The organism is Opitutia bacterium (assembly GCA_016217545.1).
GTDB lineage: Bacteria > Verrucomicrobiota > Verrucomicrobiia > Opitutales > Opitutaceae > Didemnitutus.
Genome location: JACRHT010000012.1, coordinates 1193861 through 1209901, shown reverse-complemented (window position 1 = coordinate 1209901; position 16041 = coordinate 1193861). Strand labels below are relative to the sequence as shown.

15 protein-coding genes and 1 tRNA gene are annotated in these 16041 nt (G+C 64.9%); 6 read left to right on the top strand and 10 right to left on the bottom strand.

What is annotated here, in order from left to right; translation table 11 throughout:
• Positions 1 to 169: 169 nt before the first annotated feature.
• Positions 170 to 1138 (top strand): cytidine deaminase, encoded by a 969-nt coding sequence (gene cdd / locus HZA32_12100; GenBank protein ID MBI5424815.1) that lies wholly within the window; start codon positions 170 to 172, stop codon positions 1136 to 1138.
• A 67-nt stretch (positions 1139 to 1205) separates the two neighbouring features.
• Here the strand turns inward: cdd and HZA32_12095 are convergent, their stop codons facing one another.
• Together HZA32_12095 and aroC are read right to left on the bottom strand one after the other, a co-directional pair.
• A complete protein-coding gene (locus HZA32_12095) occupies positions 1206 to 1955 on the bottom strand; it encodes a hypothetical protein (protein ID MBI5424814.1) in 750 nt (249 codons plus the stop codon).
• A gap of 38 nt (positions 1956 to 1993) precedes the next feature.
• Positions 1994 to 3085 carry a chorismate synthase gene (gene aroC / locus HZA32_12090; GenBank protein MBI5424813.1) on the bottom strand — a complete coding sequence of 364 codons (1092 nt, stop codon included), beginning with the start codon at positions 3083 to 3085 and terminating at the stop codon, positions 1994 to 1996.
• Between the two features lie 60 nt (positions 3086 to 3145).
• Between aroC and HZA32_12085 the strand changes: the two genes are divergently transcribed.
• Entirely contained in the window at positions 3146 to 3754 is a 609-nt protein-coding gene (locus HZA32_12085; protein MBI5424812.1) for an NAD(P)H-dependent oxidoreductase, read from the top strand.
• Positions 3755 to 3763: 9 nt separating this feature from the next.
• Here the strand turns inward: HZA32_12085 and HZA32_12080 are convergent.
• Positions 3764 to 3839: transfer RNA gene (locus HZA32_12080), tRNA-Arg, on the bottom strand.
• 107 nt (positions 3840 to 3946) lie between these two features.
• On the opposite strand from HZA32_12080, the gene rpsR reads away from it, so the two are divergent.
• Positions 3947 to 4138, top strand: a complete 192-nt coding sequence (gene rpsR / locus HZA32_12075; protein ID MBI5424811.1) for a 30S ribosomal protein S18 — start codon at positions 3947 to 3949, stop codon at positions 4136 to 4138.
• Between the two features lie 63 nt (positions 4139 to 4201).
• Complete coding sequence (locus HZA32_12070) at positions 4202 to 5197, top strand: threonylcarbamoyl-AMP synthase (protein MBI5424810.1); 996 nt, start codon at positions 4202 to 4204, stop codon at positions 5195 to 5197.
• Here HZA32_12070 and HZA32_12065 read toward each other — a convergent pair.
• The 3 genes from HZA32_12065 to HZA32_12055 all read right to left on the bottom strand — a co-directional run bounded on the left by HZA32_12065 (position 5194) and on the right by HZA32_12055 (position 9221).
• Positions 5194 to 7419, bottom strand: a complete 2226-nt coding sequence (locus HZA32_12065) for a polysaccharide biosynthesis tyrosine autokinase (GenBank protein MBI5424809.1) — start codon at positions 7417 to 7419, stop codon at positions 5194 to 5196. The two genes, HZA32_12070 and HZA32_12065, sit on opposite strands and share 4 nt — an antisense overlap.
• Positions 7420 to 7424: 5 nt before the next feature.
• Entirely contained in the window at positions 7425 to 8027 is a 603-nt protein-coding gene (locus tag HZA32_12060; GenBank protein MBI5424808.1) for a polysaccharide export protein, read from the bottom strand.
• A gap of 69 nt (positions 8028 to 8096) precedes the next feature.
• Positions 8097 to 9221: an outer membrane beta-barrel protein gene (locus HZA32_12055; GenBank protein ID MBI5424807.1), complete on the bottom strand. Its 1125-nt coding sequence runs from the start codon at positions 9219 to 9221 to the stop codon at positions 8097 to 8099.
• A 262-nt stretch (positions 9222 to 9483) separates the two neighbouring features.
• Between HZA32_12055 and HZA32_12050 the strand changes: the two genes are divergently transcribed.
• Positions 9484 to 10998, top strand: coding sequence for a tetratricopeptide repeat protein (locus tag HZA32_12050; GenBank protein ID MBI5424806.1), 1515 nt, complete (start codon positions 9484 to 9486; stop codon positions 10996 to 10998).
• Here HZA32_12050 and HZA32_12045 read toward each other — a convergent pair.
• On the bottom strand, positions 10995 to 12095 hold the full coding sequence (locus HZA32_12045) for a histidinol-phosphate transaminase (GenBank protein MBI5424805.1): 1101 nt from the start codon (positions 12093 to 12095) through the stop codon (positions 10995 to 10997). The two genes, HZA32_12050 and HZA32_12045, sit on opposite strands and share 4 nt — an antisense overlap.
• 46 nt (positions 12096 to 12141) lie before the next feature.
• On the opposite strand from HZA32_12045, the gene HZA32_12040 reads away from it, so the two are divergent.
• Complete coding sequence (locus HZA32_12040) at positions 12142 to 13206, top strand: alpha/beta hydrolase (GenBank protein ID MBI5424804.1); 1065 nt, start codon at positions 12142 to 12144, stop codon at positions 13204 to 13206.
• Here the strand turns inward: HZA32_12040 and HZA32_12035 are convergent, their stop codons facing one another.
• The 3 genes from HZA32_12035 to HZA32_12025 all read right to left on the bottom strand — a co-directional run bounded on the left by HZA32_12035 (position 13207) and on the right by HZA32_12025 (position 16012).
• The gene (locus tag HZA32_12035) at positions 13207 to 13806 is read right to left on the bottom strand and encodes an HAD family phosphatase (GenBank protein MBI5424803.1); all 600 of its coding nucleotides are present in this window, start codon (positions 13804 to 13806) and stop codon (positions 13207 to 13209) included. It lies immediately after the preceding gene.
• 128 nt (positions 13807 to 13934) lie between these two features.
• Positions 13935 to 15143: a DEAD/DEAH box helicase gene (locus HZA32_12030; protein ID MBI5424802.1), complete on the bottom strand. Its 1209-nt coding sequence runs from the start codon at positions 15141 to 15143 to the stop codon at positions 13935 to 13937.
• Positions 15144 to 15586: 443 nt separating this feature from the next.
• A complete protein-coding gene (locus HZA32_12025) occupies positions 15587 to 16012 on the bottom strand; it encodes a DUF3568 family protein (GenBank protein ID MBI5424801.1) in 426 nt (141 codons plus the stop codon).
• Positions 16013 to 16041 lie beyond the last annotated feature (29 nt).

Here is a 16041-nt window from a genome sequence, read left to right as displayed (position 1 = left end):
CGTGGCGGAGTTGGTCGGCACGGGATGTTCGAGTTGGATCATGCTTTAAGCGTAGCGACCGCCCGCGCAAGTCCGCGGCCGAAATTCGGGCAAGGAAATCGTGGGGGCGGCGCTCGCCGTCGGCGCCACGGGCGTTGACCGCCGCTGCGCGCGGGAGTTGACTGTGGCCATGAGCCAACGCGTTTCCCGTCCCGCCTCGTGGCAGAAGGCGATTGCGAGTTTTCCCGCGGCGCTGCGCGCCGAACTCGATGCGCTGTGGGAGACGCGCGGCGTGGTCGCGCCGGCGCTGGTGGATCGCTTGTGCGCGAGCGTGGGCGGCGATCTGAGCGCGGCGATGATGCGGCTGCTCCCGCTGGCGCAACACTACGCGGTGGTGCCGGTCTCGCATTTCCGCGTCGGCGCGGTGGCGGCGGGTTTGCCGGCGGAGCGCGGGGCGAGTCCGACGTTGTATCTCGGCGCGAACTACGAATTCGAGGGAGTGGCACTGAGTTTCACGGTCCACGCCGAGCAGTGCGCGACGAACAACGCGTGGCTGCACGGTGAGCGCGGGCTGTCGCTGCTCGCGGTGACGGCGGCGCCGTGCGGCTACTGTCGCCAGTTTCTCAACGAACTCAGCACGGCGGTGAAGCTGGCGGTGTTGCTGCCGGCGGACACGCGGCGCGGTTTCGACGCCACACCGCTCGCGAAATTGCTGCCGCGCTCATTCGGCCCGACCGATCTCGGCATCAAGGGCGGCTTGATGGACCCGACGCTCTCGGCTCCGACGCTCGCGCTGGCGGGACGCGCAACGCGAGACGCGGTGGTGGCGTCGGCGCTGGACGCGGCGCGGCGCAGTTACGCGCCCTACCCGACCGATGCGGCGGGGCAATTCGCCGGCGTGGCGCTGCAGTTCGCGGACGGCACGGTTTTCACGGGACGTTACGCGGGCAACGCGGCCTACAATCCGAGTTTCTCACCGCTGGAATCCGCGCTGGCTTTCGCGCACGCGAATTCCCCGCTCGGCGCGGCGCGGCGCGTGAAGCGTTGCGTGCTCGTGGAGGTGCCGACGCTGGCGAGCCAGCGCAGCGCGACGGAGGCGGTGCTCGCGGTGGCGGCGCCGCGCGTGCGGCTCGAGTATTTCGCGGCGCGGGTGAAGTGAGCGCGGCGCGGGCGGAGAAAACTGGCGTAAACCCAATCGCGCCGGGCCCGGCGATCCCGCCCTGCCTTCAGAGGTAGTTGCGGATGTCGGGCAGCTCCTTGACGCGGCGGCCGCTGCGGTTGCGCTCGAAATACGGCTCGGGCTTCGGCGCGTCCTCGTCCACCTCGGCATCCTCCTCGTCATCGTCCGTTTCGATTTCGATGCCGGAGAGATCTTCGATTTCCTCGAAGTATTGCGCGACGCGTCGCGGCGTCGGGTCGAGCACGATGGCGGGATTGGGCAGGCCGCCCTTTTTCACCTGAATGAAGTGCGCCGGATAGAACAGATCTTCGTAGCGGCGGATGAACGCGCTCAGCCACTTGTTCGCGACGCCCTCGCGCTTGGTAAGGAAGACGACGTCGGAAAAAAAGATGCAGGCGTCGAACCAAGCGACGAGCGGCGGCTGCTTTTCCGCGAGCTGGCAATCGACGACGGTGAAAACGCGCGCGAGCTCCACGTGGTGGCGATCGAGCCAGGGCTTGAGCATCTCGAGTTGCGTGATCGGGTCGCCGCGCGACTCGGCGAAGAAGAACACGGCGCCGCGCTCCGGCAGGGTTTGATCGGGCAGCTCCTTGCCGTCCCACGACCAGCGGCGCACCTCGACGTTGGCGCGCGCCGCGAGCTTCGCGTCGGCAGGATCGGCGGTCTCGTTTTGCTCGAGCAGGACGAGCGCGGGTTCGTCGGGCGCGAGGCCGTTTTCGACGAGATCGAGAATGATGCTCCGGCGGCCCGAGCCGGGCGTGCCGAGGATGAAGTAGATGGCGGCGGAGGAACTCATCGCGGTCGGAACGAATGCGGGCGCACGGGCCCGACAAGTCAGAACTTGAAGGTCTGGTTTTGCGCCGCGTGCCGCATCCAGTGGTCGACGAGCACGAGCGCGGTCATGGCTTCGACGATGACGACGGCGCGCGGCACGACGCACGGGTCGTGGCGACCGCGGCCCTGCAGCTCGGTCGGAGCGCCATAGACGTCGACAGTCTGCTGCGATTGCATGATCGTCGCGGTGGGCTTGAAGGCGACGCGGAAGACGAGTTCTTCGCCGTTGCTGATGCCGCCCTGCACACCGCCGGACTTGTTGGTGGCGGTGCGGATTTTGCCGCGCTTGGCGACGAACGCGTCGTTGTGCTGCGAGCCTTTCAGGAGGGTGCCGGTGAAGCCGCTGCCGATCTCGAAGCCCTTCGTGGCGGGAAGCGAAAGCATCGCCTTGGCGAGATCGGCTTCGAGGCGATCGAAGACGGGTTCGCCGAGCCCGGCGGGCACGCCGCGCACGCGGCACTCGATGATGCCGCCGACAGAGTCACCCTCGGATCGCGCCTGCTTGATCGTCGCGATCATCTTCTCGGCCGTGGGACCGTGCGGGCAGCGGACGGCGTTGGCCTCAATCTCAGCGAGCGTCGGAAAATGGTCGAGCGACGGCGCAGCGATGTGGTGGATGTGCGTGACGTAGGCGCGAATCTCGACCTTGCCGGCGAGAGCGAGGATCTTGCGCGCCACGGCGCCGGCGGCGACGCGACCGATCGTCTCTCGCGCGGAAGAGCGGCCGCCGCCGCGATGGTCGCGGAGGCCGAACTTGGTTTGATAAGTGAAGTCGGCGTGCGAGGGACGGAATTTCGTCTTCATCTCGTCGTAGGCGGACGAGCGGGCGTCGGCGTTGCGGACGAGCATCGCGAGCGGCTGTCCGGTGGTGACGCCCTCGAACAGACCGGAGAGAAACTCGATTTTATCCTCTTCCTTGCGCGGCGTGGTGATGTCGCTCTGGCCCGGACGGCGGCGGTCGAGATCGGCTTGGACGTCGGCCTCGGTGAGCGGCAAGCGCGGCGGGCAGCCATCGATCACGACGCCGACCGACGGGCCGTGGCTTTCGCCCCAGGTCGAGATGGTGAAGAGTTTGCCGAACGAGTTGGGCACGCCCGAGAGGTTGGGCGAAGGCCGCTTGCAAGCAAGCCCCGGCTGGGCATCGTCCGCCGCATGAAATTCTTCGTGTTGAGCGGCAGCCATCGCGTGGAAGCACAGTCGTTGAAGGTCGCGAAATATGCCGCGGCCGTGCTGCCGCAGGAGGTCGCGGGCGCGGAGGTTTTTCTCTACAGCCTCAGCGGGAATCCACTGCCGCTGTGGGACGAGGCGACTGGCGGCGCGCCGGACGAGTTGTGGGATCCGATTTCGCGCGAGCTGAAGGCGGCGGACGCGCTCATCGTCGTGACTCCCGAGTGGAATGGCATGGCGACGCCCGGCGTGAAGAATTTTCTGATGAACTGCTCGGCCGATGAAATCGGTCATAAGCCCGGACTCATCGTGACGGTGTCGGCCGGGCGCGGCGGCAGTTATCCGGTGTCGGAGCTGCGGATGAGCGGCACGAAAAACAACCGGCTCACCTGGATCCCCGAGCACGTGATCGTGCAGCATGTGGAGGGCAACTTGAACACGCCCGACGGCGCGGCCGAAATTGCGAAGGAAGATGCGACGATCCGCGCGCGGCTGCGTTACGCGCTGCGTGTGCTCGGCGCTTACGGCGCCGCCTTGCGCGGCGTGCGCGCCAGCGGCGTGGTGGATCACAAGACGTTCCGCAGTGGGATGTGAGACCCGGGTTGGCGCCCCCGCCCGGACTTGAACCGGGATGCGCGGTTTAGGAAACCGCTGCTCTATCCAGTTGAGCTACGGGGACTAATCCTCGGGCAGGGAAGGCATGCGAGCGCCGCCCCGCAAAGCTAAAAAATGCCCGTTGACAGCGGGGGGACCGGAAGCAACATCTCGTCCCCTTTTCCAATCTCCATGAGCACCGAACAGAAGCAACAGAGCCTCAAGCCGGAAGAGATTCCGATGACCCAACCGCAGCTGATGTCCCGCTACATCACTGACACGGGCAAGATTCTCCCCCGCAAGTATACCGGCATGTCGGCCAAGCAGCAGCGTGAGGTGACGCGCAAAATCAAGCGCGCGCGCCAGATGCTGGTGATGCAGTAAGCCGGAGCTCGTCCTCCTTTCGCATTGAGCCGGAGCAAACGCTCCGGCTTTTTGTTTTTCCCGATGAAGACTCGCGTGCACGCGCCTACTCCCGCTGCGCTCCGTCGCCTCGCTGCGGCACTGCGGCGCGGTGAGCTCGTCGCGATGCCGACCGAAACGGTTTACGGATTGGCGGCGAACGCGCTCGATCCGCGCGCGTGCCGGCGGATTTTCACCGCCAAGCGCCGGCCGGCGGACGATCCGTTGATCGTGCACGTGATGGACCGGCGCGCGGCGGAACGCCTGGCGGAATTCAACGTCGCGGCCCGGGCGCTGGCGGAGGCCTTTTGGCCGGGACCGCTGACCTTGGTGCTGCCGAAGCGTGCTTGTGTGCCGGCGATCGTGACGTCCGGCCAAGACACTGTCGCAGTGCGCGCACCGGCGCATCCGGTGGCGCGCAAGCTCCTGACGCTCTCGCGCGTGCCGCTGGCTGCGCCGAGCGCGAATCCTTTCGGCTACGTGAGTCCGACGACGGCGGCGCACGTGCTCGACGGCTTGGATGGCCGCATCCCGCACGTGCTCGAAGGCGGCGCGTGCGCGGTGGGTGTGGAATCGACGATCGTGGACGCGAGCGATCCAGCGCGACTGGTCGTGCTGCGTCCCGGGACAATTTCGGCCGCTGCGCTGCGCGCGGCGCTCGCCCGCGCGGGCGTCAAGGCACAGGTGGGAAGGAAGGCGCGCGAGCGGACGCTCGCGCCCGGGCTGCTCGACCAGCACTACAGCCCGCACACGCCGCTCACCTTGGTGGCGAGTGCGCCGCTAGCGAAGGATGCGCGAACGGCCGTGATCTACTGGCGCCGCCCGGCAAGCGTAGCGGCGGGCGGAAATGTGTTCGCCCTCACGCGCCGGGGCGCAGCGGACGACGCGGCGCGGACGCTCTATGCGGTGCTGCGCGCGGCCGACGCGGGTGGCTTCGCCGGGATCATCTGCGAAAAAGCACCGGCGCGGGCCGGTGCTTTGGGAGAAGCGATCAACGATCGGCTGCGGCGCGCCGCGGGGAAGCGGCGCGCGGCGCATTAACGCGGGGCGGCTTCGCCCTTTTCGCGCTTCGCCATCGTGGTGTAGTAGTCCTTGTAGGACTTATCGTAGTATTGCGCGTAGTAGTAGCCCGAGACCGTGAGATTCAGGCCGTTGAGCACGGCGCCGAAACACGGGACGTTCACTTCGAGCAGACGACGGGCCGCGAACTGCGCGGCCTTGCGGCGCACGCGATTGAAGTAGATCGTGAACACGGAGCCGTCGACCAAGGGGAGAATGATCAGCGAATCGCTGACTGCGGCGAGCGGCGGGGTGTCGAAGAAGACACGATCATAGCGCTTGCGCAGCTCGGCGATCATGACCTCGAAGCCCTTGCTGTTGAGTATCTGCGTCGGGTTTTTCGCACGACCGCCGGCGGGGATGATGTCGAGGTTCGGGTGCAGGTTCTTCACCGCGACGTCGTCGATCGTGGCCGTGCCGGCGCAGACGTCGATGACACCCTTGAGATTCTCGATGCGGAATGACTTGTGAACGTTCGGCTTCCGGAGGTCGCAGTCGACGATGCAAACCCGCTCGCCGTGGGCCGCGAAGGTGAGGGCGAGATTGGTCGAAACGAAGGATTTGCCTTCGCCGGGGATCGTGGAGGTCGTGAGGATGCACTGCGCATTCTTGCTCTCGTCCTTGAGGCGCAGGCTGGAGTGGAGGGCGAGGAAGGCTTCGGCGACCTGCTTGTCCTGATTGTTGATGACAATCTGGGCCTTGTCGGGCTGCTCCATGCGCTTGATCTCGGGAATGATGCCGATGAGCGGGAGGCCGATCACGCCTTCGATGTCGAAGGAGGACTTCACGCGGTCGTCGATGTAGGCGACGAAGAAGGCAAACGCAGTGCCGAGAGCGAGGCCGCCAAGGAAGCCAAGCGCGAGATTGAGCGGGATGTTGGGCTTGTAGTATCTAAGGGCCGGAGCGGCGCGATCGACGATGCGGGCGTTCTGAGTCTCGATCGTGCTGCTCATCGAGGTCTCCTTCATGCGCGCGAGCGTGGTGGCGAGAAGCTGTTCGCTGATGCGCAAATCGCGTTCGAGGTTGGAGTATTCGACGGCGGCGCGGTCGAGGTCGAGGGATTCGGATTCCTGCTTGGTGAGCGAAGCCCGGGCCTGCTCGTCGCTACGGACCGCCGTCTGATAATCGGCTTCCGTCATGGCGACGGCGGTGGTGAGCGCGCGATTCAGCTCCGTTTCGATCTGATTAAGGGAGTTCATCGCCTCGATCATCTTCGGGTGCTTGTCACGATAGCGTTCGCGCAGCTGGGCCATCACGATCTTCTGGGCCGCGACTTGCTGGACGAGTTGGGCGATGAGCGGCTGACTGGAGATGAAGGGGAGATCGAGCAATCCGGAGAGCGGCTGACGCCGCTCCTGGACCTGTTTCCAGCGCACTTCCGCGTCTTTGCGCCGGGCGTCGGTCTGAGTAACGTAGGCGTTGAGCGCCTTGAGTTTCTCCGTGACGATGTCCTTGCGTTGGTCGAGGGAGACCAGGTTGTTTTTTTCGCGATAGCCCTGCAGGGAGAGAGCGAGTTCTTCGACCTTCTTGCGCTGCTGATCAGCACGGATCTTCAGCTCGTCCACCGCCTTCATGGACTCTTCGATGCGGAGGCGCGAGTTATGCGCGATGAACTCGTCGAGGAACAGGTTCGCGACTTTGGCGGCGATGAAACGGTCCGGGTGCTCGTATTGGACCTGAACGATCAGGCTGAGACGAATGGGAACGACTTTGCGATCGCGGAAAAGAATGGCGGCAGCAGAGATCGGCTCGTCGCCGCCTGACTTTTGAAAAGGCGCGAGAAACTGACGCAGATCTTCACCCGCGAGACGGTCCGAAACCGCTTGGACGATGGCCAAGCTTTCAAGAACCTTCACCTGGGTGTTCAGGTCTTCTGCAGAGCGAATCTCGTTATTCACTACACTCTGCACCTGCATGACGATGGGGTCGTTGCGAAGGACCTGGACGCTAGCGGTCGAAAGATAGGTGCGAGTGCGGGTGAACGTGTAAACCGCTACCGAGCTGAACACCAAAAGGAAGACCACCACGATATACCATACGCGCTCGCGCAGAATGAGCATGTAGTCCTGAAAGCCGCGTTGGACCGTGGTTTCTCCACCAGCGGAATTGTAGCCACCATAGCCAGCCCCGTAGTTGTTGCCGTAGTAAGTGTAGGGGTAGGCGCCGGAGCCAGAGCCTTTGTCAAATTTGTTTGCAGGTTCCATTGTGCTCAGAGGATACGCTCCGGAACGAAAATGACATCGCCCTTCAGCAGCGGCCACTTTTCGGTGGAGGTTCCCTTCATAAGGTCATCGAGATTGATGGTATAAATTTCGGTTTTGCCCTCGGCCATTTGGCGCGTGAGGCGGACGCGCCGGATATCGGCGATGCGTGCCTGCCCTCCGGCGCGAGCAATTGCCTCCATGATTGTCATCTGTTGCTCGGGCGTGAAAGCGATGGCACCGGGCTGGTTAACCGCACCAAGCACCTGCACGGTGCGAGGCGTATACTCCAAAACCGTGATAGTGATTTGCGGATTTTTGAGGAAGTCGGCGTCGTAGCGCGCACGAATCAACTCTTCCGCTTGGCGAACAGATTTCCCCTTCAGGTCGATCGATCCGACAAGCGGAAGATTGACTGCATACTCCTGACTGATGCGAACCTGACGCTCGAGGTCGGGTTCCTGAAAAACAACGATGCGGAGAAGATCGAGAGGCTGAAGAATGTAGTCGACCGCTGTGCTGACAGATTTCGCCGCTGGCCGTTCGTCCGCGACCGAGACAGCGCAACCAATCAGGCATGTAAGCCCTAAGCTGAGAAAAAGACGTCTCATGAAGAAAATGAAAACGGAAGAAGATCGAAAACGACCTTCTTCCGTCCAGATAAATCCCGTTTCAATTTCTCAGTAACGGAGACTGGCCCCGATGCTGAAAACGTTGTTTGAAAATTCGAAGGCCGACGCGTTCGAGCTATTGTTGCGATGCGTGTAGGAGGCCGTGAAGTTCACGTTGCTGTTGTAGACGTAGGAAACGCCAAGGCCACCTTGCCAGAAATCGTCGGAGTGCGCAGGATAATCCGTGGCGCGGTAGACGAGATTGGCATTCCAGCTCCATTGCTCATCGATTCGGTTGTTGGCTCCCACATTGGCCGAGAAGACCTTAGTCGACTCGCCGAGTGCGGACGTTCCGAAATCGTTAGTCAGCCCCAACGTGTAGGTCGTCTTGGGCGAGAACGCGTAGTTAAAACTCGAATCGACGCCAAAATCGGAGTCATCGCCACCGCGATCGAGTTTGCGAAGGCTATAACCCACGCGGAGCTGGCCGGTCAGCTTAGGCGTAAATTCACCACGCGCACCGATATTAAAGAAATGATCCTTGCTGTCGATCGCCGCGCCGCTGAGGTCGGTGGCGCGGTAACGATAGCCAGTGCTCCACTGGAGTTTCGGCGAATATTCAAAGTAGGCATCCAGCGGCACGGTCCACGCACGGCTGTCGCGGTAGCCCGGAATCGCATCGTAATCGATCTTATCCCAGCGCACGCCAGCGCCTACCGAGGTCTTTTCCGAGACGCCGAATTCCGACAGCGCACGAACCGAAGTCGCCTTGCGAGACACGATGTCGCCAGGGGCGGACGTGTCGTTCTGAGCAGACTCCAAGTAGGAAGCGCCAAAATCGAGCTTCGACTTGCCGTTACTGTAGAGTGAATTGAATCCGACGCTGGCAAGCTCGGCGTTCTGCTGGTCGTTGTCCGAGTAGCGAACGATGTCCTCGCGGAAGTAAAAATTTCCGGTCGTCGCGGCGTTCTTTCCGAACACCAAGTCTACGCCCGGCGTAAACGTCAGGATCGTGTCGTTCACCTCCGGGCGACCCGCGCTGCCGTTGCGCAGGTAAATGTTGTCGTCGAAATTCGCGACAACCGATCCGGTGAGGAACAATTCAGCATTGTCACCGAGCGCAACAAAGGGAGCGGCGGTAAGAGCACTCGCACTCAAAGCGAGGAGGGCAAACAAACGTCCGTGGGTTTTCATCTGGTATAAGGTGTGTCTAGGTCAGCGAGCTACGTCTCATCAGGAAGATGCAAAGAAATTTCGTGAGCAAGGTTTATTTCCGACATTTTCACATGCCCTTATCCGGGGCTCGCCGGCGAAAAAGCTTGGGCCGTCTCACACGGATTTCTATTGATGCCGTGTGCGCGGATTCTGGGCGTATTTCCTCAGTGGCTCCGACAACGAAAACTCCGACGGCTCGGATCCGGTAGAGCCGCGTTGGGGCAGAATCGCCGCAGCTGTGATGGTCCTCGTTGTCGCGACGTGGCTCAGCGCGACAGGTGTCGCCACGGGATATTTCAAATTCCTGCGCGGCATCGAGGAGGTGGCTTGGGTCGACACGCTCCTGCCAACGCGCTGGCACAACGTTTCGGTCGCCATGGGCAACCACTACGTCCGCGAAGCCGCCGACGCGTTGAAAAAGGGCGACCCCATCGCCGCCCTGCGCTTGTATCGGTCTGGCCTGGCAAAATCGCCGGCCAATCTTAGCGGACGCCTCGCGCTTGCCCGCCTCTATGTTGGCGCCAAACGTCCTGACCTCGCGCGCGACCTCCTCCTGCGGGATCTGCCGCGCTTCGCCTCCGATGCCAGCTACCTGCGCACGGCGTTGAGTTTTCTGCTCGAGTTTCAATTCGATTCCGAACTCCAGACCGCCGCGGAGAAGCTGGTGACCCACGCATCTCCGGCCGTGCGCGAACAGGGTGCGATCCACGCCGCCGCGGTCGCCTTCCACCGCGGCAATTTCGACGCCACCGAGAACATTCTCCGAAGCCATCACTTGGATCAGTCCGCCGAGGGCACGTTGCTGCTCGCTCGCGCTGACTTCGAACGCGGCTTCGCCGACCTTGCCCTCACTCGCCTCGCCCCCTTGCTGAACGATAGCCCGGGCCGCGGACCCGCACTGGAACTAGTGGCGCAAATTCACTCCCAAAAAGGACGCGCGTCCGAACTCGCCCGCACCGCCACGCTCAGCCTCGCCAACGACCCATTGTCGCCCGCGCCACGTCTCCAGCTCCTGCGCCAGCTCCACGCCGAACATCGCACCGACGAACTTGCCCGCGAAACCGAGCGATTCATGGAGCTCTTCGCCTCCGACACCAATGCGCTGCTCGCCCTCGGAGACTTTGCCGCCAACACCGCCAATCCCGCCCTCGCCCGCCGCATCCAGCAAACCTTCGCGCGACAAAAATGGAATCCCGACGCCCCCGCCCTCCTCTACGCGGAAGCCTGCATCTCCGCCGGCCGCCACGCCGAGGGCGTGGTCGAGCTTGACCGCTATCTCCAAAATAACCCTTCCGCCGGCCTTCGCTACGGACCGGCCTTCGACGGCCTTCGCACCGTAGCGCTCTTCGGCCTGAACCGCGAAGACGACGCCCAGCTCCAACTCGAGCACCTCCTCGCCCAACCCAATCTCCGCGCCGAAAACCTCTCCGCCGTCGCCAACCGTCTGCTCGCGCTCGGCCGCCCCGAAGCCGCGCGCCTCGCCCTCACCCGCGCGGTCAAGTTGGATCCACTCAACCAATCCGCGCTCGGCATCCTCGTCCGCCTCGAAGCCGATCAAGGCCAGCTCGACACCCTTCCCGCCCACCTCCGGCAATTCCTCGCGATGCGCCGCCCCTCGCACGAGATCCTCTCGTTCGTCTACCGCCGTCTCGGCAGCGATCTCAACCTCCTCCACCCGGAGCAACCCGCCCTCCTCGCCCAGCTCCGGCAACACGTGGGCCGCGAGATCACCCAATCGCCGGCCCCCACGCCTTAAGCGCGGCCCAGCACGCTCGCCAATTCGCGGAGCAACCGCGCGTTTTGCTCGCGCGTGCCGACGCTGATGCGCAGCCACTCCGGCAAGCCATAGCCTTTCACCGGCCGCGTGATGAGTCCGCGCCGCTGCAACGCATCGAACACCGCCACGCCGTCGCCCACCTTCACGAGCAGGAAATTTCCGTGCCCAGGCACGAACTCGAGCCCGATCCTCGTGAAACCCGTGCCGAGCTGCTCGAGTCCCGCGCGATTCTCCCGGCGCACCATCGCCACGAACTCCTCATCACCGAGCGCCGCGATCGCCATCGCCGACGCGATCGCGTTCACGTTGAACGGCTGCCGCGCGCGCTGCACGACCGCGATCAGCTCCTTCGCCGCATACGCGTAGCCCACGCGCAGCGCCGCCAGCCCGTAGATCTTCGAAAACGTCCGCAAACCGATCACCTTGCGCCCCTCGGCCATCAGCACGCGGAGATCCGGCGGGTTGTCCAAAAACTCCGCATACGCCTCGTCGAAGACGAAGATCACGTGCTCCGGCAACGACCGCACGAGAGCGAAAATCTCCTCCGTTGTGTTCGTCGCGCCCACAGGATTCGCGGGGCTCGCGAGAAAAACGAACCGCGTCCGCGGCGTCACCGCCGCGCGCAACGCCGTCAAATCCTGCCGCAGCCCCGCCGCCAGCGGCACTTCCACCGGCGTCGCGCCGAACATCAGCGTCACGAGCTTGTAGACGATGAACGACGCCTGCGGCATCACGCACTCCACGCCCGGCGCCAGAAACGCGTGCCCGAGCAGCTCGATGATTTCGTTCGAGCCGTCGCCGACGATGAACTGATCCATCCCGAACCCCCAGTGCTTCGCCAGCCGCTCGCGCAGCAGGTAATAGCCGCCATCCGGATAAAGATGCGCCTCGCGCAACGCCTTCTCGCCCGCCACGACCGCCCTCGGCGACGGCCCGAACGGATTCTCGTTCGACGCCAGCTTCACGATCGTCGCCGGATCGAGCCCGAGTTCGCGCGCCACCTGATCGATCGGCTTGCCCGGCTCATACACCGGCTGCGTGAGAATGCCCTTGTTCGCCAGGTCCGCGTAAGTCATGCCCGGAAAACCACCGCGCCGCGCCGCCCGCTTCAAACCTAAACCCGTGTCCGCCCTCCGTCTTGTAGTTTTCCTTTCCCTCGTATTCGCCCACCTGCGCGCGGCGGACGTCGTCCTCGAGACCGGCACGCTCTCCTCGGGCGCACTCTACACCGTCGCCAAACCCGTGCGCTGGAACGGCCGCGTGCTCCTCCTCGCCCACGCCTACCGCACCGACGAGCAACCGCTCCACGCCAACCTCCAGGAGGCGCGCCCGCCCGTCCGCGCGCTGCTCGACCAAGGCTGGCTCGTCGCCACCACCAGCTTCCGCCGCAACGGCGTCATCCTCAAGGACGCCATCGACGACCTCGACTCGCTCCGCCGCCAAGTCGCCGCCGTGCACGGCCCGCCGCAACGCGTCTACCTCCTCGGCGAAGCGATGGGCGGCGCCATCGTCACGCGCATCGCCGAGTCGTCGCCCGACGACTACGCCGGCGCCGTCGCCGTCAGCCCCGAATTCCAACTCCAGGAGCCGCCGCCCACCGTCGGCCTCTCGCTCCAACCGCGCCGTCCGCTCATCCTGCTCGCCAACCACTCCGAACTCTCCAGCTCACGCGGCTACGTCACCGCCGCCGCGAAAGCCACCTTCGCTCCCGTGCTCTGGACCGTCGGGCGCCACGGCCACGCCAACATCAACTCCAACGAAAAACTCGCCGCGCTCTCCGCCCTCGTCCGCTGGGTCGAGGAAGGCCGCCGCCCCGAGCCCAACTTCGACGCCACCCAGCCCGCGAACGTCGGCCCGTCGCAAGTGACCTTCGCGCCCGACCGCGCCGCCGCCGGACGCGTTCTCGAGATCCTCCCCGGCTCGGGCGATCTCGTGATCAATTTCCAACCCGCCGACCTCGCGCAGCTCGGCATCAAGCCGCGCACTCGCTTTGCCGTCGTCGTCGGCTCGCGCGTCATCCGCGTCTTCTACGCCACGACGCCCGCGCCCGTGAAACGCGACGAGTGGTTCGCTTTCCCCGAAGCCGACGGCTGGTTCACGCTCGCCATCAATCGCGGCAACGCCGCCGCGGTCTCCGGCCTGCACGTGGGCGACACCGTGGTGTTGCGCCGCCTCGCGGCCGACTGATTACTGCTTCACCGGCCGGCTCGGCACCGCGACCCACTTCATCCCCGCGGCCTCCGCCGCGCGGAAGCCGGGATCGGCGTCCTCGAACACGAGGCACGCCTCGGGCGCGACGCCCATTTTCGCCGCCGCGAGCAGGAACATGTCCGGCGCGGGCTTGCCGTGCAGCACATCCTCCGGCGTCACCAGAATCGGAAACAACTCCGACAACCCGGTCACTTCGAGCGTGCGCCGCACGATCGGTTTCGGCCCGCCCGAGGCGACCGCCACGGGCTTTCGCTTCGCCACCGCGCGCGCGAAATCTACGACCGGCTGGATGACCTTCATCTCACCCTGCATCGAAATGAAGATGTCCTCCTTCTCGTGGAACACCTGGTCGGGATCGAGCTTGAGCCCGTAGTGCTGGCCCATGAGCTCCGCCACGCGCCGCGTCGGCACGCCGCCGAGCGAGTAGAACAAATCCTCGCTCAGCTCCCCCTTCAGTCCGTGGCGTTGCATCGCCGCGCTCCACGCGCGGTAGTGCAGCGGCATCGTGTCGACGAGCGTGCCGTCGCAATCGAAGATGTAGCCGGCAAAATCGCCGGACGGAATGTCGAGCTTCATGGAAACGGTCGAACGAAGCGCACCGCGCGCCGCGTGCAACGGCAATCTGCGTCGCGCGCCCGCGCGATTGCTCTAGCGCCTCGCGCAGACGCGCTAATGCCGCGCGGGAGAAATTTCGCCGTCGCGGCTCAGCGACGGCCGCCGCGCGTGAGGCGGCTCTTCGGCTTCTCGGGCGCCACCTGCGGCATGCCGCCGCCGTCGAAGATGCCCGAGTAGGTGTAGTTGAAGCCCTCGACCTTCTTCCACTCGATGCTCTGGCCGATGAAACGCTCGATGCTGCGCGCGTCGCGCCAGGTTTCCTCGGTCACGAGCGTGAACGCGTCGCCGGTCTTCTGCGCGCGACCGGTGCGGCCGATGCGGTGGACGTAGTCCTCGGGATTCTCCGGGACGTCGAAATTGATCACGTGCGACACGTCCGCGATGTCGAGGCCGCGAGCGACGAGGTCCGTCGCGACGAGCACCTCGTATTTGCCGGACTTGAAGCCCTTCAACGCGTCCATGCGCTCCTGCTGCGAACGATCGGCATGCATCACCGCGCACGTGTGGCCGGCATGCTTGAGGCGGTTCGCAACGTAGTCCGCGCCGCTCTTCGTGCGCGAGAAGATGATCACCGAGTGATACTGCGTCTGCTCCAGCAGGTGCGCGAGCAGCTCGAACTTTTGCGCCTGCACCACGGGGTAAAACGCGTGCGTGATCGTCTCGGCGGTCGAGCGCTCGCGGCTGACGGAAATCTTGAACGGATCGCGCAGCGCCCACGCGGCGAGTTGCTCGATCTCGGGCGGCAACGTGGCCGTAAAGAACAGCGTCTGGCGATCCTTCGGCACCTTCGCGACGATGCGCTTCACGTCGGGCAGGAAGCCCATGTCGAGCATGCGGTCGACCTCGTCGAGCACGAGGATGTCGACGTTATCGAGGCGGATTTCGCCCTGCTCCATGTAGTCGAGCAGGCGGCCGGGCGTGGCCGCGAGGACGTCGATGCCGCGCGCGAGATCCTCGCGCTGCTTGCCGTAACCCACGCCGCCGTAGACGACGGTGACGCGGAGGTCGGTGAACTTGGAGAAATTCTTGAAGGCTTCCTCGACCTGCACCGCGAGTTCGCGCGTCGGTTCGAGGATCAGGCAGCGCAGCGCGCCGCGGCGCTCGAGCTGGTGGAGAATGGGCAACGCGAAGGCCGCCGTCTTGCCCGTGCCCGTCTGCGCCGAGCCGATGACATCCTTGCCGGCGAGCACCTGCGGGATGGCCTGCGCCTGGATCGGCGTCGGGTTCTCGTAACCCATCTGCTGCACCGCGTAGGCGAGGCGATCGTTCAAGCCGAGCGCCGAGAACGCGCTCTCCATCTTCGGCACCTCGGGCAACGGCTTCGCCGGCTCGTCGTGCCGCGGGGCCCGCGGTGCGGGCGCGGGCGCGCGGCGATCCGCATGTTCGGCGCGCCCGGCGCGCTCCGGCCGATCGTGGCCGCGGCCGTGCGACTTGCCGCCGCCGTGGCTGTGCGTGCCGTGGCCATGCCCTCCATGTCCGTGGCCGCCCGGCGACCCGCGCTCGGCTCGCTCGTGACGGTGTCCGCCCTTGGCGGCCGGTTTCGCAGGATGCGAACGGGAGCCGTGCGCGGGCTTGGACTCGGCGGATTTACCACCGGCCTTGAACGTGTCTTTGATCTTCGAGATGAGCTTGCGGAGCATGAATCGGAGCCGCGCTTATCGCGGGCATCTCCGGCCATTGCAACCTCGCAGAAATCCCACCCGCGTCCGATTGATCCGCCCGCGCGGCCCGGGCGACCGTCTCAGAGGTGCGCCTTGATGCGATCCAGCACCGACAGCGACAGCTGCTGGTCGCCGAGCAGGTCGACTCGGATGGTGACCTTCGTGGTGTTGCCGGCCTGCTCGAGCGTGATGAGCACCTTCTTGTCGAGCGCGGTGCGGGACTTGATCTCCGCATCGACGCCGCTCTTGCGCTCGGAAATCCGGGCAAATTGCAGGTCCGCGACCGCCTGCTGCGACGCGCGATAGACGCGGTCCAAATCTCCATCGAGGCTCGTCACCACCGCGCCGCGCACCCACGCCACCGCGCCGCCTGCCGCGCCCGCGGCGACGACCGCCACGCAACCCGAAGTGAACGCCACTGTGGCGAGCAGCGTCGCAGCGAGGAGCAAGCGCGCACTCAGGATAACAGCCAGCACACGGGAACGGGTTTGAATCGTGGTCTTCATGGTCCCACCGCTGACAGTCGCCCGGCCGG

Bases quoted from the DNA above. Each gene is read 5' to 3' on its own strand.
- cdd (MBI5424815.1), top strand. From the start codon at position 170: ATGAGCCAACGCGTTTCCCGTCCCGCCTCGTGGCAGAAGGCGATTGCG.
- HZA32_12095 (MBI5424814.1), bottom strand. From the start codon at position 1,955: ATGAGTTCCTCCGCCGCCATCTACTTCATCCTCGGCACGCCCGGCTCG.
- HZA32_12085 (MBI5424812.1), top strand. From the start codon at position 3,146: ATGAAATTCTTCGTGTTGAGCGGCAGCCATCGCGTGGAAGCACAGTCG.
- rpsR (MBI5424811.1), top strand. From the start codon at position 3,947: ATGAGCACCGAACAGAAGCAACAGAGCCTCAAGCCGGAAGAGATTCCG.
- HZA32_12070 (MBI5424810.1), top strand. From the start codon at position 4,202: ATGAAGACTCGCGTGCACGCGCCTACTCCCGCTGCGCTCCGTCGCCTC.
- HZA32_12065 (MBI5424809.1), bottom strand. From the start codon at position 7,419: ATGGAACCTGCAAACAAATTTGACAAAGGCTCTGGCTCCGGCGCCTAC.
- HZA32_12060 (MBI5424808.1), bottom strand. From the start codon at position 8,027: ATGAGACGTCTTTTTCTCAGCTTAGGGCTTACATGCCTGATTGGTTGC.
- HZA32_12055 (MBI5424807.1), bottom strand. From the start codon at position 9,221: ATGAAAACCCACGGACGTTTGTTTGCCCTCCTCGCTTTGAGTGCGAGT.
- HZA32_12050 (MBI5424806.1), top strand. From the start codon at position 9,484: ATGGTCCTCGTTGTCGCGACGTGGCTCAGCGCGACAGGTGTCGCCACG.
- HZA32_12045 (MBI5424805.1), bottom strand. From the start codon at position 12,095: ATGACTTACGCGGACCTGGCGAACAAGGGCATTCTCACGCAGCCGGTG.
- HZA32_12035 (MBI5424803.1), bottom strand. From the start codon at position 13,806: ATGAAGCTCGACATTCCGTCCGGCGATTTTGCCGGCTACATCTTCGAT.
- HZA32_12030 (MBI5424802.1), bottom strand. From the start codon at position 15,143: ATGGAGAGCGCGTTCTCGGCGCTCGGCTTGAACGATCGCCTCGCCTAC.
- HZA32_12025 (MBI5424801.1), bottom strand. From the start codon at position 16,012: ATGAAGACCACGATTCAAACCCGTTCCCGTGTGCTGGCTGTTATCCTG.